Genomic DNA, 22,097 nt, shown 5'->3' with positions numbered 1-22,097 from the left:
CCTCTTTGCGGACAGTGCTACTTTGCAAAGTCATCGGGCAAGTGGCGTACGGGTACGAGGAGTTGACGGGCGATGGCGGACAGGATGCTGCCGGAGGTCGAGCGGGGCGCCGTTCGGCGCATCACGGTGGTCGGCGAGGAGGTGCTGCACCGCCGCTGCGAACCGGTCACGGACGCCGCGTTCGGCACGCCGGAGCTGACGCGTCTGATCGACGACATGTTCGCCACGAACCACGTCGCGCACGGCGCGGGTCTGGCCGCGAACCAGGTCGACGTGGACCTGCAACTCTTCGTGTGGGACATCGAGGACGACTGGGGCGTGCGCCACGTCGGCCACATCGCCAACCCCGTCCTGGACGAGGAACCGCTCGCCACGCGCCGGCTCGTCGAGGAGATGGAGGGCTGCCTGTCGGTCCCCGGCCCCTACCGGCCGCTGGCGCGCGCCGACCACGCCGTCGTCCGGGGCCGGGACAAGGACGGCAGGGAGCTGGTCGTCGAGGGCCGCGGCTACTTCGCCCGCTGCCTCCAGCACGAGACGGACCATCTGCACGGCCGCCTCTACATCGACCGGCTCGGCAAGCGGGACCGCCGCGAGGCGCTGCGCGAGATGGCGGAGCTGCGGGACGGGGTCCTCGCGCGCCGGGCGGCCGTCGCCGAACGCCTCGGCAAGTGACGGCTACCGCCCCGCCCCGGAGTCCGGCTGCCGTACGGCTCCGGCAAGGATCCACTCCTCGACGGCCTCGTACTGCCGCCGCTGCTCGGCCGCGCTGCGCGCCGGGGTCAGCACCGTGCCCAGCCAGCCGAGCAGGAAGCCGAGGGGGACGGAGACGAGCCCCGTCGTCGTGAACGGGAACCAGTTGAAGTCCCGGTCGGGGAACGCCGAGCCGGGAGAGCCCGAGACCAGATTGGTGCCGCTCATCAGGGCGAGGCAGGCCACCGTCGAACCGAGCAGCGTCCACATCAGGCCCGCGCGCGTGAAGCGCCGCCAGAAGAGGCTGTAGACGAGGGCGGGGGCGAGCGCGGAGGCGCCCAGGCAGAAGGAGAGCGTGACCAGGGGCTGCAGATTGCGGTGCTGGACGAGGGTGGCCAGGAGGATCGCGGGCCCGCCGACCGCGAGCGCCGCGATCCGCACCATCCGCAGCTCGGCCCGCTCGCTCAACTGCCGTCTGCCGTACGCGAAGACGTCGTGGGCGAGGGAGTTCGCGCAGGCCAGGATCATGCCCGCCACCGACGCGAGCAGCGTCAGGAACAGGGCCGTGGTGACCGTCGTGAACAGCAGCGCCTCGGTCGTGGACATCGACGGGCCGAACGCGGCGCGCGCGCCGAGCAGGTACGCCGTGTTGCCCTGCGGATGCGCGGCCATGACGGTCGAGCGGCCGAGCAGCGCCGTCGCGCCGATCCCCACGACGGAGATGATCAGCGCGAAGACGCCCACGGACGACACCGCCCACGTCATGGAGCGCCGTACCTCGCGCGCGTGCCGGGCCGTGTACATGCGCATCGTGACGTGCGGCAGGCAGGCCGCGCCGAGCACCACCGTCAGCTGGGAGCTGATCATGTCCGTACGGGGGAGGGGGCCGTCCGCGAACTCCAGGCCCGGCATGAGGTAGGCGCGGCCCACGTCGCTCCGGTGCGCCGCCTCCGCGAGGAGCGTGCCGGGGTTCCAGTCGAACCGGTGCAGGATCAGGCCCGCGACGACCGTGCCCGAGCCGAGCAGCACCACCATCTTCACGATCTGGATGACGGCCGTGCCCTTCATGCCGCCGATCGCCGCGTAGCTGATCATCAGCGCGCCGAGGGCGACGACGCAGGCGGTCTTGAACCCCTGGCTGGTGAAGCCGAGGAGGAACGCCAACAGGTCGCCCGTGCCCGCCAGTTGGACCAGCATCAGCGGGAGGAGTGCGGTCAGGGTCGTGGCGCAGGCGGCGATCCGCACCGCGCGGCCCGGCATCCGGCGGGCCAGCGCGTCGCCCATGGTGAAGCGGCCCGCGTTGCGCAGCGGTTCGGCCAGCAGGAACATCAGGAGCATCAGGCTGAGCCCCGTACTGAGGGCGAGGACGACCCCGTCGTACCCCGTCAGGGCGATGATGCCGCCCGTGCCGAGGACGGTCGCCGCGGAGATGTAGTCGCCGGCCACGGCCAGCCCGTTGCTCATCGGGGTGAGGCGGCCGAAGCCCGTGTAGAACTCCTCCAGGTTGTCCCGGTCGGGCCCCGTCACGATGCAGAGCAGGAGGGTGACCGTGGCGACGGCCGTGAACGCCACGAGGGCCATGGACTCCGCCGAGGACCCGTTCATCGCGCCGCGCCTTCCGTGCCCTGCCCGCGCCTGCCCCGCCGTCGCAGCCGGTGGGCGAGCGGGTCCACGCGCCGCCTGGCCGTGTACTCGTACAGGAACAACGCCACGCAGACGACGGGCAGTTGGCACAGGCCGATCAGCAGGCCCGTGGAGAGGCCACCGGTGACGGCGCGGTTCATCAGGGCCGGGGCGAACGCGGAGAGCAGCAGGAACAGGGTGAAGTAGCCGAGCGCGGTGAGCGTGGCGACGCGGCGCTGCCACCGGTAGGCGATGCGCAGCAGCACCAGGTCGTGGCTGGGACCGCCCGGCGGGGGCAGGTCCGGGTGGCGCGGCAGACGGTGGGCCGGGGTGCGGTGGGCATGGGAGGGGTGCGGCATCCCGTTCTCCTTGCGTGGCCGGAGCCGTGCGGGGGAGGCGGAACGCTACTCGTGCGTAACGGGGTTGGGGAGGGGTCGCGCAAACCGTTCGGTCGGAACGGTTCGCGGAGGCCGGTGGAGGCGGTGGGTGGAGGCGACCCTGAGACCGGGTCCGCCGAAGGGCGCAGCTCCCCTAGGGGTCCCTCCGTACAACGGACCGGGGGTCGTTCGTCCCCCCGGAGGACGAGGGGGGCGGGGGGTTCTTCCTACCGTCGGGGGGTGGGGTTTTCCCCCGGGAAACACGGTGCCTTCCACCAGCGCGCCCGGGGCCCCGCGTCACCAGACTTGGGCGTACCGCAGAGCACTGCGGGTTCGCGACACCGACATAGGAGAACACCGTGGCATCGGCTGTGACCATTCCCAGGACCGGGGGCACTGGAGAGCGTACGGCCGTTGCCGCACGGGCGCGGCAGGTCGTGAAGGCGTACGGGGCGGGGGAGACCCGGGTCGTCGCGCTCGACCACGTCGACGTGGACATCGCCCGCGGGCAGTTCACCGCGATCATGGGCCCGTCGGGCTCCGGCAAGTCGACGCTCATGCACTGCCTGGCCGGGCTCGACACCGTGACCTCGGGCCAGATCTACCTCGACGACACCGAGATCACCGGCCTCAAGGACAAGCGGCTCACGCAGCTGCGCCGTGACCGGATCGGCTTCATCTTCCAGGCGTTCAACCTGCTGCCCACCCTGAACGCCCTGGAGAACATCACCCTCCCCATGGATATCGCGGGCCGCAAGCCGGACCGGCAGTGGCTCGACCGCGTCGTGGAGACCGTCGGCCTCGCCGGGCGGCTCAAGCACCGGCCGACCCAGCTCTCCGGCGGGCAGCAGCAGCGCGTCGCCGTGGCCCGCGCGCTCGCCGCCCAGCCCGAGATCATCTTCGGCGACGAGCCCACCGGCAACCTGGACTCCCGGGCCGGATCCGAGGTGCTCGGCTTCCTGCGCCGCTCCGTGGACGAGCTGGGCCAGACCATCGTCATGGTCACCCACGACCCCGTCGCCGCCTCCTACGCCGACCGCGTCCTCTACCTGGCCGACGGCCGCATCGTCGACGAGATGCACCGCCCGACGGCCGAGGCGGTCCTGGACCGGATGAAGGACTTCGACGCCCGGGGGCGCACGTCATGAGCGCCAACACCGTGCTGAAGACCTCGCTGCGCAACTTCGTCGCGCACAAGGGCCGCATGGCCCTGTCCGCCGTCGCCGTGCTCCTGTCGGTGGCGTTCGTCTGCGGGACGCTCGTGTTCACGGACACGATGGACAAGACGTTCGACAAGATATTCACCGCAACCGCGGCCGACGTCACGGTCAGCCCGAAGGACGCCGGGACCGAGGGGACCGCGACCGGCCGCCCCGAGTCGCTGCCCGCCTCCGCGATAGCCGCCGTCAGCAAGATCGACGGGGTGAAGTCGGCCGAGGGCGCGATCAGTTCGATGAGCGTGACGGTCGTCGACTCCCACAACAAGAACCTGGGCTCCGAGACCGGCGCGCCCACCATCGCGGGCAACTGGACCAGGAACGACCTCCGCTCCATGGAGATCACCTCCGGGCACGCCCCGCGCGGCCCGACCGAGACCATGATCGACTCAGACGCGGCGGACAAGCACCACCTGAAGCTCGGCGACGAGCTGCGCACCATCACCGCCACCGGCGACATCAAGGCGAAGATCGTCGGTATCGCCGCCTTCAAGGTCACCAACCCCGGCGCGACCATCGTCTACTTCGACACCGCCACCTCCCAGCGCGAACTCGTCGGCGCCACCGGCCGGTTCACCGCGATCAACCTCGTCGCCGAACCCGGCGTCAGCAACACCCGGCTCAAGGCGAACGTCGCCGCGGCGCTCGAAGGGCCGTACAAGATCCAGACGCAGAAGGAGGCCGCGGACGCCAACGCCGCCGACGTCTCCTCCTTCATGGACGTCATCAAGTACGCGCTGCTCGGCTTCGCCGGGATCGCCTTCCTCGTCGGCATCTTCCTGATCATCAACACGTTCTCGATGCTCGTCGCGCAGCGGACCCGGGAGATCGGCCTCATGCGGGCCATCGGTTCCTCCCGCAAGCAGGTCAACCGATCGGTCCTGGTCGAAGCCCTGCTGCTCGGCGTCGTCGGCTCCGTGGTCGGCGTCGGCGCGGGTGTGGGCCTGGCCATCGGCCTGATGAAGTTGATGTCGGCCGCGGGCATGGACCTGTCCACCGACGACCTCACCGTCAAATGGACGACCCCGGCGATCGGCCTCCTCCTCGGCATCGTCGTCACCGTCCTCGCCGCCTACCTGCCCGCACGCCGGGCCGGGAAGGTCTCCCCGATGGCCGCCCTGCGCGACGCGGGCACCCCGGCCGACGTCAAGGCCGGTGCCGTCCGCGCCGTTCTCGGCCTCGTCCTCACCGCGGGCGGCGGGTTCGCCCTCTACCTGGCGACGCAGGCCGACAAGGCGAGCCAGGGCTCCCTTTGGCTCGGCCTCGGCATCGTCGCCTCGCTCATCGGCTTCGTCGTCGTCGGACCGCTCCTGGCGGGTCTGGTCGTCCGCGTCATCAGCGCGGTTCTGCTCCGCTTCTTCGGGCCCGTCGGACGGATGGCCGAGCGCAACGCGCTGCGCAACCCGCGCCGCACCGGGGCCACCGGCGCCGCCCTGATGATCGGGCTCGCGCTCGTCGCCTGCCTCTCGGTCGTCGGCTCCTCGATGGTCGCCTCCGCCACCGACCAGCTCGACAAGTCGGTCGGCGCGGACTTCATCGTCGAACCCAGCAACGGCACCATCACGCCGCAGGCCGCCGCCGCCCTGAAGAAGGTCGCCGCGTCCGGGGACGTCTCCCACGTCACCGAGGTCAAGTACGTCAAGACGACGCTCACCACCCCGTCCGGCAAGAAGGAGAAGGAGGAGCTGGTCGCGGCCAGCCCGTCCTACGCGCAGGACCTGCGCCGCGAAGCGACCTCCGGGACGCTGAAGGCGGCCTACGACGCGAACTCCATGTCCGTCGGCTCCGACTTCGCCAAGAAGAACGGCGTCAAGGTGGGCGACGCCCTGACCGTCGCCTTCGAGCACGGCCGCACCACGAAGCTCAAGGTCGCCGCGATCACCTCCGACGACACCGTCTTCGACAAGGGCGCGATGTACATCAACATCGCCACCGCCACGACGTACCTGCCGGCGGACCGGGTGCCGCTCAACGGGATGATGTTCGCCAAGGCCGCCGACGGCAAGGCCGAGCAGGCGTACGCGGCGCTCAAGAAGTCCGTCGCCGCCGACCCGACCGTCAAGGTCAAGGACCAGACCGACTACAAGGAGTCCCTCAAGGACCAGATCGGCCAGCTCCTGAACATGATCTACGGTCTGCTCGCCCTGGCGATCATCGTCGCGGTCCTCGGCGTCGTGAACACGCTCGCCCTCTCGGTCGTCGAGCGGACCCGCGAGATCGGCCTCATGCGCGCCATCGGCCTCTCCCGCCGCCAGCTGCGCCGCATGATCCGCCTGGAGTCGGTCGTCATCGCCCTCTTCGGCGCGCTGCTCGGCCTCGGCCTGGGCATGGGCTGGGGCGCCACCGCCCAGAAGCTCCTCGCCCTGGAGGGCCTCGGCGTCCTGGAGATCCCCTGGCCGACGATCATCGCGGTCTTCATCGGCTCGGCCTTCGTGGGCCTGTTCGCGGCGCTGGTGCCGGCGTTCAGGGCGGGGCGGATGAATGTCTTGAACGCCATCGCGACGGATTAGCTCCGCCGGTCGAGCGGAAGACCCCGGGGCTGGGTGGCCCCGGGGTCTTCTTTGCCTGCGCTGCCGACCGCGGGTGGTGGGTCGCCGGTCGCGCCGTTCCCCGCGCCCCTGGAGTGCCCACTGCGTGCGCCCTCTCAGGGGTCCGCGGGGGTGCGCATCGTCGCTGGAGCTGCGGCGGAGCCGCATGCTTCAGGGGCGCGGGGAACTGCGCGACCAGCCACGACGGCGTCGCACGTGACCACCGACAGGACAGGACAGGACCGGCCCGGCCGCCTCCCGACAAGCACCGCCACCGGCGCCCCGTCACCCATTACGGTGACGCCCCCACCGGCCCGGCCAGGGCCAGGCGGGGCCCAGCCCCCGCCCCCGCTCAAGGGCAGCCCGGGCGACCGGCACCCCGGAGACGTACCCTGGAACCCCCGGCCCGTTCGACGTGTCGGGCCTCTTGCGTTGCCCACCCCCGGACGGGAAAGGCCAAGTCCCACCCATGAGCCTGTACGGACTGCTCGACGCCGTCGTCAAGGACGCGGCCCTCACCGAAGCGGTGAAGGCCGCCGGCGACGGCAACCGGATGCACATCGACCTCGTGGGCCCGCCCGCGTCCCGGCCCTTCACCGTGGCCGCCCTCGCCCGGGAGGCGAAGCGCACCGTCCTGGCCGTCACCGCCACCGGCCGCGAGGCCGAGGACCTGGCGGCCGCGCTGCGCTCGCTCCTGCCCGAGGACGAGGTCGTGGAGTTCCCGTCCTGGGAGACGCTGCCGCACGAGCGCCTCTCCCCGCGCTCGGACACGGTGGGCCGCCGCCTCGCCGTGCTGCGCCGCCTCGCGCACCCGAGGGACGACGACCCGGAGACGGGGCCGGTCTCCGTCGTCGTGGCCCCCGTACGTTCCGTGCTGCAGCCGCAGGTCAAGGGGCTCGGCGACCTGGAACCCGTCGCCCTGCGCAGCGGGCAGAGCGCCGATCTGGGCGAGATCGTCGAGGCCCTCGCGGCGGCGGCGTACGCGCGCGTGGAACTCGTCGAGAAGCGCGGCGAGTTCGCGGTGCGCGGCGGCATCCTCGACGTCTTCCCGCCGACCGAGGAACACCCGCTGCGCGTGGAGTTCTGGGGCGACGACGTCGAGGAGATCCGGTACTTCAAGGTCGCCGACCAGCGCTCCCTGGAGATCGCCGAGCACGGGCTGTGGGCGCCGCCGTGCCGCGAGCTGCTGCTCACCGACGACGTACGGGCGCGCGCCGCCGACCTCGCCGAACGCCACCCCGAGCTGGGCGAACTGCTCGGGAAGATCGCCGAGGGCATCGCCGTCGAGGGCATGGAGTCACTCGCGCCCGTCCTCGTCGACGACATGGAGCTGCTCCTCGACGTCCTCCCCAAGGGCGCGATGGCCCTGGTCTGCGACCCCGAGCGGGTGCGCACCCGCGCCGCCGACCTCGTCGCCACCTCGCAGGAGTTCCTCCAGGCGTCCTGGGCGGCGTCGGCGACCGGCGGCGAGGCCCCGATCGACGTGGGCGCCGCCTCGCTGTGGGGCATCGCGGACGTCCGGGACCGCGCCCGTGAGCTGGGCATGATGTGGTGGTCGGTCTCCCCCTTCGCGGCCGACGACCCCGACGCCTCCCTCGACGGGGACGGGGACACCCTCCGCCTCGGCATGCACGCCCCCGACACCTACCGCGGCGACACCGCGAAGGCGCTGGCCGACACCAAGGGCTGGCTGGCCGACGGCTGGCGCACCGTCTACGTCACCGAGGGGCACGGCCCCGCCGCCCGTACGGTCGAGGTGCTCGGCGGCGAGGGCATCGCGGCCCGCCTCGACAAGGAGCTGGACACCCTCGCCCCGTCCGTCGTGCAGGTCTCCTGCGGCTGCATCGACGTCGGCTTCGTCCACCCCGAACTGAAGCTCGCCGTCCTCACCGAGACCGACCTGACCGGCCAGAAGGCGGCCGGCAAGGACGGCCAGCGGATGCCCGCCCGGCGCCGCAAGACCATCGACCCGCTCACCCTCGAATCCGGCGACTACATCGTGCACGAGCAGCACGGCGTCGGCCGCTACATCGAGATGGTGCAGCGCACGGTGCAGGGCGCGACCCGGGAGTACCTCGTGGTCGAGTACGCGCCCGCCAAGCGCGGCCAGCCCGGCGACCGCCTCTACATCCCCACCGACCAGCTGGAGCAGATCACCAAGTACGTGGGCGGCGAGGCCCCGACGCTGCACCGGCTCGGCGGCGCCGACTGGACCAAGACCAAGGCGCGCGCCAAGAAGGCCGTCAAGGAGATCGCCGCCGACCTGATCAAGCTCTACAGCGCCCGCATGGCCGCCCCGGGGCACGCCTTCGGCGCGGACACGCCCTGGCAGCGCGAGCTGGAGGACGCGTTCCCGTACATCGAGACGCCCGACCAGCTGACCACGATCGCCGAGGTCAAGGAGGACATGGAGAAGACGGTCCCGATGGACCGCCTGATCTGCGGCGATGTGGGTTACGGCAAGACGGAGATCGCGGTGCGCGCCGCGTTCAAGGCGGTCCAGGACGGCAAGCAGGTCGCGGTCCTCGTGCCGACGACGCTCCTCGTGCAGCAGCACTTCGGCACGTTCTCCGAGCGCTACGCCCAGTTCCCGGTCAGTGTGAAGGCGCTCAGCCGCTTCCAGACCGAGACCGAGTCGAAGGCGACGCTCGAAGGGCTGCGGGACGGCTCGGTCGACATCGTCATCGGCACGCACCGCCTGTTCTCCTCCGAGACCAAGTTCAAGGACCTGGGCCTGGTCATCGTCGACGAGGAGCAGCGGTTCGGCGTCGAGCACAAGGAGCAGCTGAAGAAGCTCCGCGCCAACGTCGACGTGCTGACGATGTCGGCGACCCCCATCCCCCGTACGCTCGAAATGGCGGTCACCGGCATCCGCGAGATGTCGACGATCACCACGCCGCCCGAGGAGCGCCACCCGGTCCTCACCTTCGTCGGCCCGTACGAGGAGAAGCAGATCGGCGCGGCCGTCCGCCGCGAGCTGCTGCGCGAAGGCCAGGTCTTCTACATCCACAACCGCGTCGAGTCCATCGACCGCGCGGCGGCCCGGCTGCGCGCCATCGTCCCCGAGGCCCGCATCGCCACGGCCCACGGCCAGATGTCCGAGCAGGCCCTCGAACAGGTCGTGGTGGACTTCTGGGAGAAGCGGTACGACGTGCTCGTCTCCACGACGATCGTCGAGTCCGGCATCGACATCTCCAACGCCAACACCCTCATCGTCGAGCGCGGCGACAACTTCGGCCTCTCCCAACTCCACCAGCTGCGCGGGCGCGTCGGCCGTGGCCGCGAGCGCGGCTACGCCTACTTCCTGTACCCGCCGGAGAAGCCGCTGACCGAGACCGCGCACGAGCGGCTCGCGACCATCGCCCAGCACACCGAGATGGGCGCGGGCATGTACGTGGCCATGAAGGACCTGGAGATCCGGGGAGCGGGAAACCTCCTCGGCGGCGAGCAGTCCGGGCACATCGCGGGTGTCGGCTTCGACCTGTACGTGCGGATGGTCGGCGAGGCCGTGGCCGACTACCGCGCCTCGATCGAGGGCGGCGTCGAGGAGGAGCCGCCCCTTGAGGTCAAGATCGAGCTGCCGGTCGACGCGCACGTCCCGCACGACTACGCGCCCGGCGAGCGGCTGCGCCTCCAGGCCTACCGCTCCATCGCCTCCGCCACCACGGAGGAGGACGTCAAGGCGGTCCGCGAGGAGCTGACCGACCGCTACGGCAAGCTGCCCGAGCCGGTCGAGAACCTGCTCCTCGTCGCGGGCCTGCGGATGCTCGCGCGCGCGTGCGGCGTCGGCGAGATCGTCCTCCAGGGCAACAACGTCCGCTTCGCGCCGGTGGAGCTCCGGGAGTCGCAGGAGCTGCGCCTCAAGCGGCTCTACCCCGGCACGGTCATCAAGGCGGCCACGCACCAGGTCCTCGTACCGCGTCCGAAGACGGCGAAGGTGGGCGGCAAGCCGCTGATGGGCCGTGAACTCCTCGCCTGGGCGGGCGAGTTCCTCACGTCGATCCTCGGGTCGTAGCTCCCCGGCATCCGGCGTCGCCCGGTCCATCGGGGGTAAGCGACCCGTGGACCGGGCCCGGCGCTGTGTGTGATCTTGCTCGGGTACGGTGAGCGGGCCGTACACGAACAAAAGGGGAGGTAGTGCCGTGCTGCGAGGCGCTGGGCGGGGGGCGGCCGCCGTGCTGATGGCCGCCGTGGCCGTCACCGGATGCAAGGCCGAGGTGGAGGGGGCCGGCGGGGCCGGGCCCGAGCCGCAGGGCAAGGGCAAGGCGGGCAGCGCGCTCGCCGCCGTCGACCAGCTCACGGTCAAGGGACGCGCGCCCAAGACCGGTTATGCGCGGGAACGGTTCGGCACCGCGTGGGCCGACACCGACTCCAACGGCTGCGGCACCCGCGACGACATCCTCAAGCGCGACCTGGACGACGTCCACTACGCCAAGGATGGGGACGGGAAGTGCAAGGTCGTCGCCGGGCGGCTCGACCCCGACCCGTACGGCGGCAAGGACATCACCTTCACGCGCGGGCGCAGCAAGGTCGACATCGACCACCTCGTGGCCCTCTCCGACGCCTGGCAGAAGGGCGCCTTCCAGTGGGAGCCGAGCAAGCGCATCGCGTTCGCCAACGACCCGCTGAACCTCCTCGCCGTCGACGCGACCCCCAACCGCAGCAAGGGCGACGGTGACACGGCGACCTGGCTGCCGCCGAACAAGGGCTTCCGGTGCACCTACGTCGCCGGGCAGGTCGCGGTGAAGAAGAAGTACGGGGTCTGGGTGACCGCCGCCGAACGCGCCGCCATGAAGAAGGTGCTCGGCACGTGCCCCGAGCAGAAGCTGCCGACGGGCGGAAATCCGACTGCGGCGCCGTCCCGCTTCCATGCACGATGAGGGCATGAACCCGCGCGCCCCTGATCCCGCTCCGAGCGTCACCACGCTCGCCGAGCGGCCCGAACTGGCCGCCGCGCTGTGGCAGATGCCGGACACCTGGCCCCTCTTCGCCGTCCAGGGCCCGGTCGCCGTGCTGCTCATGCCCCGCATCCGCGACGAGCTCCCGGAGTACGTGCTCGTCGCGACCGACGCCGACGGGGAGGTCGTCGCCCGGGGCTTCAGCGTGCCCTTCGCGCTGCACGCCGAAGGGCGCGGTGAGTTGCCGGACCGGGGCTGGGACCAGGTGTTGCAATGGGCGTTCGCCGACCTGGCGAGCGGCCGGGAGCCGGACACGGTCAGCGCCATCGAGATCACGGTCGCGCCCGCGAGGCAGGGCGAGGGGCTGTCCGGGCTGATGCTCGCCGCCATGCGGGACAACGCGCGCGGGCGGGGTTTCCGCGAGGTCGTCGCCCCCGTGCGGCCCAGCGCCAAGCACCTGGAGCCGGCCGTGCCGATGAGCGCGTACGCGTACCGGGTGCGCGCGTCGGACGGGCTGCCGACCGATCCGTGGCTGCGGGTGCACGTCCGCGCGGGCGCCGTCATCGACAAGGTCGCGCCCGCCTCGATGGCCGTCTCCGGATCGCTCGCGCAGTGGCGCGCGTGGACCGGGCTGCCCTTCGACGCGGCGGGTGACGTGGAGGTGCCGGGCGCCCTGGTGCCGGTGCGGTGCGAGCCGGCCCACGACCACGCCTCGTACGTGGAGCCGAACGTGTGGCTGCGGCACGCGCTGTAGAGCGGACGTGTGTGAACGCAGGGGTGCGGCACGCGCTGTGAACAGCGCGTGCCGCATTTCGTAGGGCCGGTCATCTCCCCCCTCGGGCGACCGGCCCCTCCCGGGGGACGGGGTCCTACAGCTTCAGGTCCCACTGCGTGGCGTTGTACTCGAAGCTCGGCGTGACCTCGACCGTCAGGTTCTTCGCGGCGGCCGGGGCGTCGAAGGCGTAGACGACCGTGGCCTTCTTGCCGGGCAGGATCGTGCCCTCGAAGCCGGTGCCGACCTTCTCGTCGAAGACCTGCTCGGCGTCGACGCCGTCCTTGCCGGCCCGCGCGCTGGTGCTGAGCAGGGCCGAGTCGAACTTCGCCTTGCTGTCGTTCTGGACCGTCACGGTCACCTTGTAGGCGTGGTTGCCCGCGGTGTGGCCCGCCGCGAACTCGCTCGGGTTGTAGGCCACCGGGTTCGACACCGTCACCGTCAGATCGTCGTCGTAGATGACCGAGTCGCCCGCTTCGAGGGCCTTTTCGGGGTCCGGCTTCTTCTCGTCCGACGCGGCGCCGGAGTCCGCCTTGTCCTTGGCGTCGCCGGACGCCTTCGTGTCCTTGGCCTTCGTGTCCTGGACCGACTTGTTGATCTCGTCGACCGCGTCGTCGACCGCCTTGAACGTCGTGACCGCGCCGAAGACCGCGAGGCCGAGCGAGACCAGCGCGAGGATCACGCCGGTCAGCGCCACGCCCTTGTTCGTCGCCTCGCCGCGCTTGGCCCGGCCCCGGCCCGTCAGACCCAGGATCAGGGCGATCACGCCGAGGATGCCGGCCAGCCAGAACAGGATCGGGACGATCCCCGACAGCGCGCCGATGACGCCGAGGATCAGCGCCGCCGTGCCCAGCCCGTTCCGCGCGACCCGCGGCTGCTGCTGCGGCGGCTGGAACGGCGGGTACTGCGGGTGCTGCTGGGTCTGGGACATGGGTTCCTCCGTGATGAGAGACGCCAACCTCCCCCCGGCTTTCCGTGTGTCCGGCGGTTGGCTGGGTCAAGAACACTACAGCCTGTGAACCGAGTCAACCGCGTACACGGTATTCACGTCCCTACACGTGTGAACGGGGCTCTTACACGGGAGTCGGTATGGTCGGCTGTGCACACCCGCCGTCCGGCACACACGTGCCGGGCGTGCGCACCGACCGCCACGAGGGGAGCCGACGCGGTGCAGGACAACGCGACAGAGGTGACGGCCGCGGGAATCGCCCGGCTCGCGGGCGTGGGCCGGGCCGCCGTCAGCAACTGGCGGCGGCGCCACGCCGACTTCCCCAAACCCGTCGGCGGCACCGAGACCAGCCCCTCCTTCGCGCTCACCGAGGTCGAGGACTGGCTGCGCGCCCAGGGCAAGCTCGCCGAGGTCCCCCTGCGCGAACGCGTCTGGCAGCAGCTCGCCGGACACCCGGCAGGCCCCGTCACCGCCCTCCTGCACGCCGGAAGCGTCCTGCTGCTCGTGCACGACCGGCCCACCGAATGGCTCGCGCTCGCCGAGGCGGACGACGACCACGCCCTCGCCGAGCGGCTGTCCCCGGCCCTCGAAGGCGTCCTCACCCCGCGCTTCGGCCACGCCACCCGGCGCGCCCTGCCCACCCCGGGCCCCGCCGCCCTGCTGCCGTCCGTGCCCCTGCTGCGCGGCGCCGCCGAACTCGCCGCCGACCTCGGCGCCCGCCGCACCTTCGCCTTCCTGCTCGGCCGCCACCTCGACGCCAACCCGCGCCAGTACACGCTGACCCCGCCGGGCCCCGCCGAGCTGATGGCCGCCCTCGCGGGACCCGCGGACACCGCGCTCGACCCCGCCTGCGGCACCGGCGCCCTGCTGCACGCCGTCTGCGCCCTCGACCCCCGCCCCGGACAGCACCTGCACGGCCAGGACGCGAGCGCCGAACTCGCGGCCCTGACCGCGCTGCGCCTCGCCCTGGACGGACAGGACGGGGGAGAGGCCGCGCCCGTCATCCGCACCGCCGCCGCCGACACGCTGCGCCGCGACGCCCTCGGCGACGTACGGGCCGACGTGGTCCTCGCCCACCCCCCGTTCAACGAGCGCGGCTGGGGCCACGACGAACTCGCCTACGACCCGCGCTGGGAGTACGGCTTCCCGGCCCGCACCGAATCCGAACTGGCATGGGTGCAGCACGCGTTGGCCCGCCTCAGGGACGGCGGGACCGCCGTGCTCCTGATGCCGCCCGCCGTCGCCTCCCGCCGCTCGGGCCGCCGCATCCGCGCCGACCTGCTGCGGCGCGGCGCCCTGCGCGCGGTCATCGCGCTGCCCGCCGGAGCCGTCCCGCCGAACAACATCCCGCTGCACCTGTGGGTCCTGCGCAGGCCCGCCGCGCAGCCGCTCGCCGCACCCGAACTGCTCCTCGTCGACACGACTTCCCTCGCCGCCGCGGCCGACGTGCGCGAGAAGCAGGGCTGGGCCGCCGTGCGCGACGCCGTGCTCGACGCCTGGCGCGCCTTCGACCGCGCCGGCTCCCTCGCCGAACGCCCCGGACTCGCCCGCTCCGTGCCCGTCATCGAACTCCTCGACGACGAGGTCGACCTCGCGCCCGCCCGGCGCCTCCCGCCACAGGCCGCGGGGGGCGGCGCCGCCGAGCTGTCCGCCGTGCGCGAGCAGCTCGCCGACACCCTGCGCCTGACCACCGCACTCACCCCGAAGGACGCCGCCCCGGCCGCGTCCCCGGCGCGCTGGCCGCAGACCACGATCGGCGAACTCGCGCGCGCGGGCGCGCTGACGCTCCGCTCCGCCTCCACCGCCACCCTGAGCGGCGGCGACGGCCACGCGCGCGTGCCCGTCCTCACCGACCACGACGTGCTCACCGGCTCGGCCCCCTCCGGCAGCCACACCGGCGCCGCCGCCGACGGCGAACCCGTCCTCCTGGCGGCGGGGGACGTCGTCGTGCCGGTCGTCGGCGGCGGCGCCACCGCGCGCGTCGTCGACGAGGCCACCGCGGGCGCCGCCCTCGGCCGCGGCCTCGCGCTGCTGCGCCCCGACCCGGCCGCGCTCGACCCCTGGTTCCTCGCCGGGTTCCTGCGCGGGACCGCCAACAACCGGCAGGCCAGCAGTTACGCCTCCACCGCGACCCGGCTCGACGTGCGCCGCCTCCAGCTGCCCCGCCTGCCCCTGAGCGAACAGGCCCGCTACGGCGCCCGGTTCGCCTCCCTCGCCGCCTTCGAGGACGCGCTGCGCTCCGCGGGCCGCCTCGGCGAGCGGCTCGTGCAGGGCCTGCACGACGGCCTGACGGACGGCGTGATCGAACCGGAATGAACCGGAGAGAACCGGAGTGAGCACTACCCGGGCCCGTTGTCCTTGACGACCGATACGCTCGTGGGAGTACGCGGTTCCCACCAGGCACGCACCCAGCAGGAGCAGTCATGCACGGCCACGGCTATGCGCCCCCGCCTCCGCCCAGGCTCCCTTCTTCCGGAGCGCAGGCCGGCATGCGCGTGCTCTTCGTGGCCATCGCCGTCCTCACCGTCGGCTTCCTCGGTTTCGTGCCGATGCTGCGCCTTGCCCTGACCACCCGCAGCAAGGTCGACTGGCGGGTGTTCATAGGCGTGGCCGCCGTCCAACTCATCTGCTGGGTGGCCGTCTTCAGCGATCCGGGCGGCGAGGAGTTCATCACCTGGTACGGCAATGCGGGGATGGGCCTGATGCTCGTCAACCTGGCCGTCTCCGTCACGTACTACCTGGTCGCCGATATCCGCCACGCCAACAAGAACCGCCGCCCCGTCGGAATACCCCTCTACGGCGTTCCCGGCCCCCAGCAGCAGTACGGCTACCCGCAGCACCAGCACCAGCACCAGCACCAACCGCAGCCCCAGCACCAGCCGCAGCACCAGACCCGGCCGCAGCCCTACGCGCAGCCCCAGCCGCCCACCCCGCCGCTGCACGCCATGCCCACCCAGGTCTCCGGGCCGGGCCCGGCGTCCACCCCGGTCCCGCCGGCGCCGACGACCCCGGCGCCGCAGCACCGGACCCCGCCCCCGCACCGCATCGACCAGGTCCGCGCCGAGCTGGACGAGCTGAGCGACTACCTGCGCAAGCGGGAGGACGGCGGCCGGTGACCTTCCCGCCCCCCGCCGCCGCGGCGAGCGGCGGCCGTGTCATCGCCGGGCGCTACGAGCTGTCCACGCTCATCGGCCAGGGCGGCATGGGCCAGGTCTGGACGGCGTACGACAAGCGCCTGGACCGCCGCGTCGCCGTCAAACTGCTCCGCCCCGACCGGGTCGCGGGCGCCGAGGCCGACGAGCTGCGGCGCCGCTTCCTGCGCGAGTGCCGCGTCACCGCCCAGGTCGACCACCCCGGCTTGGTCACCGTGCACGACGCGGGCACCGAGGGCGAGGACGCCTCCTCGTTCCTGTACCTCGTCATGCAGTACATCGACGGTTCCGACCTCGGCGACCACCTCGCCGAGCACGACCCGTACCCGTGGCCCTGGGCCGTGTCGGTCGCCGCCCAGCTGTGCGCCGTGCTCTCCGCCGTGCACGCGGTGCCGATCGTCCACCGCGACCTCAAGCCGCGCAACGTGATGGTGAAGAAGGACGGCACCCTCACCGTCCTCGACCTCGGTGTCGCCTCCGTCATGGACACCGACACCACCCGCCTCACCCACACCGGGTCACCCATCGGCACCCCCGCCTACATGGCGCCCGAGCAGGCGATGGGCGGCGCCGTCGGCCCGTACACCGACCTCTACGCGCTCGGCGTGCTCCTCCACGAACTCCTCAGCGGCGACGTCCCCTTCGCGGGCACCACCGCCCTCGGCATCCTCCACCGCCACCTGTACGAGGCGCCGGTCCCGGTCCGCAGGCTCCGCCCCGAGGTCCCGGAAGCCCTGGAGAACCTCGTCCTGCGCCTCCTCGCCAAGGACCCCCAGCACCGGCCCGCCTCCGCGCAGCAGACGTACGAGGAACTGCTCCCGCTGCTGCCCCCGCGCGGAGTGCCGACCGGACACCCGCTCGACCCGACCCGCCCGTTCCTGCGCCCGCACGCGCCCTGGCCCGACCGGGCCCGCACGCCCGCGCCGCAGCCCGCGGGCTCCGACGTCCAGGGCGAGCGCCCCGACGTGGCCCGCGCCGTCGACGAGGTCAAGCGCCTGCTCGGCGAAGGCCGCATCACCCAGGCCGTCGACATCCTCGGCGCGATCCTGCCCGCCGCCGCGGCCCAGCACGGCGAGCACTCGCCCGTCGTCCGCACCCTGCGCAAGCAGTACGCGGCCACGCTCATGGACGACGGCCAGTACCGCCGCGCCCTGCCCGAGCTGCGCCGCCTCGCCGACGAACGCGCCGCAGAGGCCGGACACGCCGACCCGCAGTCCCTCCAGTTCCGCTACGAGGCGGCCCAGTGCCTGGAGGCGCTCGGCGAACCGGCGGCCGCGCTCACCGAGTACCGCTCGCTCCTGCCGTACTACGAGAACCAGTACGCCACCACGGACCTGCGCCTCGCCCTCGACGTACGCCGCCGCATCGGCCAGCTCCTGCTCGCCGTCGGCGACCGGGGCGCCGCGCACGAGACGCTCGTACGCCTGCTGCACGACGCCGAGCGGCTGCACGGGCCAGGGCATCCGTTCCCGGCGGAGGTGCGGCGCACGCTCCAGTGGCTGGGGCAGGTCAGGGGCTGACCGGTGCACCGGTTATCTTTCCTTGCCGCCGATCGCCGTGATCAGCGGCGACAGCACACAGGGGTGGGGATCTCATGACCAGCACCAAGCGCGCGAGAGCGGGCAGCCACCGGCTCTCCAAGCGCAACCGCTACGTGGCCTGGGGCGCCGCCGGAGCGGTCGTCGCCGCCGGGGCCGCGTTCGCCGCGACCAGCGCCTCGGCCGCCACGCCGTGGCCCGCGCAGAAGACGTACACCGGCCGCGCCTTCGACACCTGCACCGCGCCGTCCGCCGCCGCCATGAAGGCCTGGCGCACCGGCTTCTACGGCGCCGCCGCCGTCTACATCGGCGGCAAGAACCGCGGCTGCGCCCAGCCCAACCTGACCAAGTCCTGGGTGAAGACGGTCAACGCGCAGGGCTGGAAGCTGATCCCGCTCTACGTCGGCGCCCAGCCGCCCTGCCAGACCGGCACCAGGAACGAGAAGATGACCGCCTCCAACGCGGCCTCGCTCGGCACGGCCGACGGCAAGGACGCCGTCGCCAAGGCGTCCGCGCTCGGCATGAAGGCGGGCAGCGCGCTCTACCTCGACATGGAGCCGTACGACATCACGAACGCGTCCTGCAACAAGGCCGTGCTCACCTATGTGCGCTCCTTCAACAAGGTGCTGCGCGCCAAGACGTACCGCGCGGGCTACTACGGGTTCAGCAGCTCCAGCGCCGCCGCGATCGCGACCGCCAAGGACCGCACCGACCTGCCGGGCAACCTCTGGTACGCGAAGTGGGACAAGGTGAACACCACCACGTCCGACTGGCCCTGGGACAAGTCGCTCTACACGAACCACAGCCGCGGCCACCAGTACATGGTCAACAGCAAGGAGAAGCGCGGCGGTTACACGATCACCGTGGACCGCAACGCGTGGGACGCCCCGGTGGCCATCGTCGGCTGACCGCGCGTCGTCCGACCACGCGTCGGCTGACCACGCGTCGTCCGACCACTCTTTCGGACCCGAGTACCTCAACTAGCGGCGAATCGTTGTCGAATAGGTGGCCGAGCCAGCGGCCACCTCCTACCATCGATCACGGACTTTGTGCACCGACGCACAAACTCGCCGCAGGGAGGCTCACCTTGCACCGCCGCACCAGCAGCCGTCGCCGTACCGCGCTCGTCCTGTCCGCCGCCGCCATCGCCGCGGCACCCGTCCTGACCGCCTGCGGGAGCGAGGCGCATCCCGGCGCCGCTGCTGTCGTCGGCGGCCAGCGCATCACGGTCGCCCAGCTCGAGACCCGGGTCAACGAGGTACGGGACGCCCAGCAGGCCGCCACGAAGGACAGCGCCGAGTACGAGCAGGCCATCGCCAAATCCGGTGGCCTGACCCGCAACACCCTGCACACCATGGTCCTGGACCGGGTGCTGCACCGCGCCGCCACCGACGCGGGCGTCGCCGTCACCCGCAAGGAGATGCAGGACATGCGGGCCGGCCTGGAACAACGGGCGGGCGGCGCAAAGCAGTTGGAGACGGGCTGGCTCGCGCAGTACAACGTGCCGCCGAAACGGCTGACCGAGAGCCTGCGCACCGAGATCGAGGCGCAGAAGCTCGCGACCGCGCTCGGCGCCGACATGCAGACGCAGGAGGGCCAGACCACGTTCTGGAAGGCGCTCGGCAAGGCGTCCAAGGAGCTGAACGTCGACCTGAACCCGCGCTACGGCGCCTGGGAGATCTCCCCGCGCAGCCGCCTCGTCGAGTCGAAGACGCCGTGGCTGAAGCAGGTCACACGCCAGGCGCCCCCGTCGACCCAGCAGACGGCGTAGGGACCCCGGCCGCCTGGGTTACGTTCGGGTGGTGAACGATCGAGAGATGCACGCCTCCACCAGCGGGACCGGCGGCGACGCTGCGGGCCGCGTCGTCCTGCTCACCAGCAGCCACCGCGTCGCCCCAGGGCTGCTTTCCTGGCCGGCGTGGGAGGTGCTGCGCGGTGCCGACGCGGTGCTGTGCGCCGACGCCGCGCACCCGCAGCTGCCGTACCTGAAGGAGGCGGGCGTCGAGGTCACGCTCGCGACGGCGCCCCTGTCGGCCCGTGACCTCGTCGACCGCTGCGCCGACGGCGACCGCACGGTGGTCGTCCTCACCACCGCCGAGGGCGACCGCCGCCTCACGGACGGCCTCGCGGCCCTGGCGGGCTCCGGCCGCGAGCGGATGCCGTCCCTGGAACTCCTCCCCGGCTCCTACGACCTCCCCGGCGCCCGCCTCCTCGACCTCGTCCAGGTCATGGACCGCATCCGCCGCGAGTGCCCCTGGTCGTCCCTGCGCACCCACGAGGAGCTGGCGAAGTACGCGATCGAGGAGGCGTACGAGCTGGTCGAGGCGATCGAGACGAACGACCGCACCGAGCTGCGGGAGGAACTGGGCGACGTACTCCTCCAGGTCGTCTTCCACGCCCGGATCGCGGAGGAGGACCCCGAGGAGCCGTTCTCCGTGGACGACGTCGCCGGCGGCATCGTCACCAAGCTCATCCACCGCCACCCCCACGTCTTCGGCGACGAGACCGCGTCCACGCCGGAGGAGGTCAGGGAGATCTGGCTCCGCAAGAAGGGCGAGGCCAAGCGCCGCGCCTCGGTCACCGACGGCGTCCCGGTCGGCCAGCCGGGCCTCGCCCTGGCCGCGAAACTGGGCTCCCGCGTCCGCACGGCGGGCCTGGACGTCCCGGTCCCCACCGGCGCGGGCATCGGCTACGAACTCCTCGCCCTGGCCCTGCGCGCGGAGGCGGAGGGGGCGGACCCGGAGACGGCGCTACGGGCGGCGGCCAGGGCGTACCGGGCGGCGGTCCGGGTGGCGGAGGGCCTCGACGAGGACGTCGACCAGGACGTCGACCAGGACGTCGACCAGGACGTCGAGCAGAGCGCCGACCGGGACCTCGACGAGGGATAGCCCTCTATAGCCCTCTTAGGGGGCCCCTCAATGGCCCCCGACGGCCCCCGACGGCCCTCGACGGCCCCTTCGGTACGGCTCCGCCGCCCGCTCCGGATACCGTCGAAGCGTGACCGAAAGCCCCGCCCCCGCCGACATGCCCGAACTCTTCACCTGGGAGTTCGCCAGCGACCCGTACCCCGCCTACGCCTGGCTGCGCGAGCACGCGCCCGTGCACCGGACGACGCTGCCGAGCGGGGTCGAGGCATGGCTGGTCACGCGGTACGCGGATGCCCGGCAGGCCCTTGCCGACCAGCGGCTCAGCAAGAATCCGGCCCACCACGACGAGCCCACGCACGCCAAGGGCAAGACGGGCATCCCGGGCGAGCGCAAAGCCGACCTGATGACGCATCTGCTCAACATCGACCCGCCGGACCACACCCGGCTGCGCCGCCTCGTCTCCAAGGCGTTCACCCCGCGTACGGTGGCCGAATTCGCCCCCCGGGTGCAGCAGCTGACGGACGGCCTCATCGACCGCTTCGCGGCGAAGGGCGAGGCGGACCTGATCCACGACTTCGCCTTCCCGCTCCCCATCTACGCCATCTGCGACCTGCTCGGCGTCCCGCGCGAGGACCAGGACGACTTCCGGGACTGGGCGGGCATGATGATCCGGCACGGGGGAGGGCCGCGCGGCGGCGTCGCCCGGTCGGTGAAGAAGATGCGCGGCTACCTCGCCGAGCTGATCCACCGCAAGCGCCAGGACCCCGGTGACGACCTCATCTCCGGCCTGATCCGCGCCTCCGACCATGGCGAGCACCTCACCGAGAACGAAGCCGCGGCCATGGCCTTCATTTTGCTGTTCGCAGGTTTCGAGACCACGGTCAACTTGATCGGCAACGGCTTGTACGCCCTGCTCACCCACCCTGAGCAGCGCGAGCGGCTGCAGCGCGGCCTGGCCGAGAACGACACCGCCCTGCTCGCCACCGCCGTGGAGGAGCTGCTCCGCTTCGACGGACCTGTGGAGCTGGCGACCTGGCGGTTCGCGACCGAGCCGCTGACCATCGGAGGGCAGGCCGTCGCCACCGGCGACCCGGTCCTCGTCGTCCTCGCGGCGGCGGATCGCGACCCGGCGCGCTTCGCGGAGCCCGACACGCTCGACCTCTCCCGCCGCGACAACCAGCATCTCGGCTACGGCCACGGCATCCATTACTGCCTCGGCGCGCCCCTGGCCCGCCTGGAGGGACAGGCCGCCCTCGGCACCCTTCTGACGCGCCTTCCGGACCTGCGACTGGCCCAGGAGCCGGCCGAACTGCGCTGGCGCGGCGGGCTCATCATGCGCGGACTGCGCACGCTGCCAGTGGAGTTCACGCCTGAGCGCGACGGAACACTCACGGAGAAAAGCTGACAGGTTCTCAACTTCGTGACTTTCACGTGATCTGCGCTGCATCGACTTGTGACAAGCGTTCGAGTCCCGCTACGTTCACCA

General features: G+C 72.2%; 16 protein-coding genes. 13 read left to right on the top strand and 3 right to left on the bottom strand.

Annotation, left to right across the window (positions count from 1 at the left end; all coding sequences use genetic code 11):
* The first annotated feature begins 72 nt into the window (after positions 1–72).
* Positions 73–672 carry a peptide deformylase gene (gene def, locus C1N81_RS21500; RefSeq protein WP_394431497.1) on the top strand — a complete coding sequence of 200 codons (600 nt, stop codon included), beginning with the start codon at positions 73–75 and terminating at the stop codon, positions 670–672.
* A gap of 3 nt (positions 673–675) precedes the next feature.
* Here def and C1N81_RS21495 read toward each other — a convergent pair whose 3' ends face one another.
* Both C1N81_RS21495 and C1N81_RS21490 read right to left on the bottom strand, forming a co-directional pair.
* Positions 676–2,295: a sodium/solute symporter gene (locus tag C1N81_RS21495; protein WP_394431495.1), complete on the bottom strand. Its 1,620-nt coding sequence runs from the start codon at positions 2,293–2,295 to the stop codon at positions 676–678.
* On the bottom strand, positions 2,292–2,672 hold the full coding sequence (locus C1N81_RS21490) for a DUF485 domain-containing protein (RefSeq protein WP_394431493.1): 381 nt from the start codon (positions 2,670–2,672) through the stop codon (positions 2,292–2,294). The genes C1N81_RS21495 and C1N81_RS21490 overlap by 4 nt, the downstream gene beginning before the upstream one ends.
* A gap of 377 nt (positions 2,673–3,049) precedes the next feature.
* Here C1N81_RS21490 and C1N81_RS21485 point away from each other — a divergent pair, with 377 nt between their 5' ends.
* The 5 genes from C1N81_RS21485 to C1N81_RS21465 all read left to right on the top strand — a co-directional run bounded on the left by C1N81_RS21485 (position 3,050) and on the right by C1N81_RS21465 (position 12,087).
* Entirely contained in the window at positions 3,050–3,838 is a 789-nt protein-coding gene (locus C1N81_RS21485) for an ABC transporter ATP-binding protein (protein WP_394431491.1), read from the top strand.
* Entirely contained in the window at positions 3,835–6,417 is a 2,583-nt protein-coding gene (locus C1N81_RS21480) for an ABC transporter permease (protein ID WP_394431489.1), read from the top strand. The genes C1N81_RS21485 and C1N81_RS21480 overlap by 4 nt, the downstream gene beginning before the upstream one ends.
* A 487-nt stretch (positions 6,418–6,904) precedes the next feature.
* On the top strand, positions 6,905–10,450 hold the full coding sequence (gene mfd, locus C1N81_RS21475; protein ID WP_394431487.1) for a transcription-repair coupling factor: 3,546 nt from the start codon (positions 6,905–6,907) through the stop codon (positions 10,448–10,450).
* A gap of 166 nt (positions 10,451–10,616) precedes the next feature.
* Positions 10,617–11,315 carry an HNH endonuclease family protein gene (locus tag C1N81_RS21470; protein WP_394438130.1) on the top strand — a complete coding sequence of 233 codons (699 nt, stop codon included), beginning with the start codon at positions 10,617–10,619 and terminating at the stop codon, positions 11,313–11,315.
* 4 nt (positions 11,316–11,319) lie between these two features.
* Positions 11,320–12,087 carry a GNAT family N-acetyltransferase gene (locus tag C1N81_RS21465; RefSeq protein WP_394431485.1) on the top strand — a complete coding sequence of 256 codons (768 nt, stop codon included), beginning with the start codon at positions 11,320–11,322 and terminating at the stop codon, positions 12,085–12,087.
* 115 nt (positions 12,088–12,202) lie between these two features.
* Here C1N81_RS21465 and C1N81_RS21460 read toward each other — a convergent pair whose 3' ends face one another.
* Positions 12,203–13,036, bottom strand: coding sequence for a DUF4190 domain-containing protein (locus C1N81_RS21460; protein WP_394431483.1), 834 nt, complete (start codon positions 13,034–13,036; stop codon positions 12,203–12,205).
* A 237-nt stretch (positions 13,037–13,273) separates the two neighbouring features.
* On the opposite strand from C1N81_RS21460, the gene C1N81_RS21455 reads away from it, so the two are divergent.
* The 7 genes from C1N81_RS21455 to C1N81_RS21425 all read left to right on the top strand — a co-directional run bounded on the left by C1N81_RS21455 (position 13,274) and on the right by C1N81_RS21425 (position 22,016).
* The gene (locus tag C1N81_RS21455; protein WP_394431481.1) at positions 13,274–15,370 is read left to right on the top strand and encodes an N-6 DNA methylase; all 2,097 of its coding nucleotides are present in this window, start codon (positions 13,274–13,276) and stop codon (positions 15,368–15,370) included.
* 173 nt (positions 15,371–15,543) lie between these two features.
* Positions 15,544–16,170 (top strand): hypothetical protein, encoded by a 627-nt coding sequence (locus tag C1N81_RS21450; protein ID WP_394431479.1) that lies wholly within the window; start codon positions 15,544–15,546, stop codon positions 16,168–16,170.
* A gap of 59 nt (positions 16,171–16,229) precedes the next feature.
* Positions 16,230–17,726 carry a serine/threonine-protein kinase gene (locus C1N81_RS21445; protein ID WP_394438129.1) on the top strand — a complete coding sequence of 499 codons (1,497 nt, stop codon included), beginning with the start codon at positions 16,230–16,232 and terminating at the stop codon, positions 17,724–17,726.
* A 74-nt stretch (positions 17,727–17,800) separates the two neighbouring features.
* Positions 17,801–18,652, top strand: coding sequence for a glycoside hydrolase domain-containing protein (locus tag C1N81_RS21440; RefSeq protein WP_394431477.1), 852 nt, complete (start codon positions 17,801–17,803; stop codon positions 18,650–18,652).
* Between the two features lie 179 nt (positions 18,653–18,831).
* Entirely contained in the window at positions 18,832–19,515 is a 684-nt protein-coding gene (locus C1N81_RS21435; RefSeq protein ID WP_394431475.1) for a SurA N-terminal domain-containing protein, read from the top strand.
* 46 nt (positions 19,516–19,561) lie between these two features.
* On the top strand, positions 19,562–20,632 hold the full coding sequence (locus tag C1N81_RS21430; protein WP_394438127.1) for a nucleoside triphosphate pyrophosphohydrolase: 1,071 nt from the start codon (positions 19,562–19,564) through the stop codon (positions 20,630–20,632).
* Between the two features lie 136 nt (positions 20,633–20,768).
* The gene (locus tag C1N81_RS21425) at positions 20,769–22,016 is read left to right on the top strand and encodes a cytochrome P450 family protein (protein WP_394438125.1); all 1,248 of its coding nucleotides are present in this window, start codon (positions 20,769–20,771) and stop codon (positions 22,014–22,016) included.
* Positions 22,017–22,097 lie beyond the last annotated feature (81 nt).

Source organism: Streptomyces sp. SGAir0957, assembly GCF_043523415.1.
The sequence above is the reverse complement of the archived record's forward strand: the minus strand, read 5'-3'. Positions and strand labels throughout refer to the sequence as shown.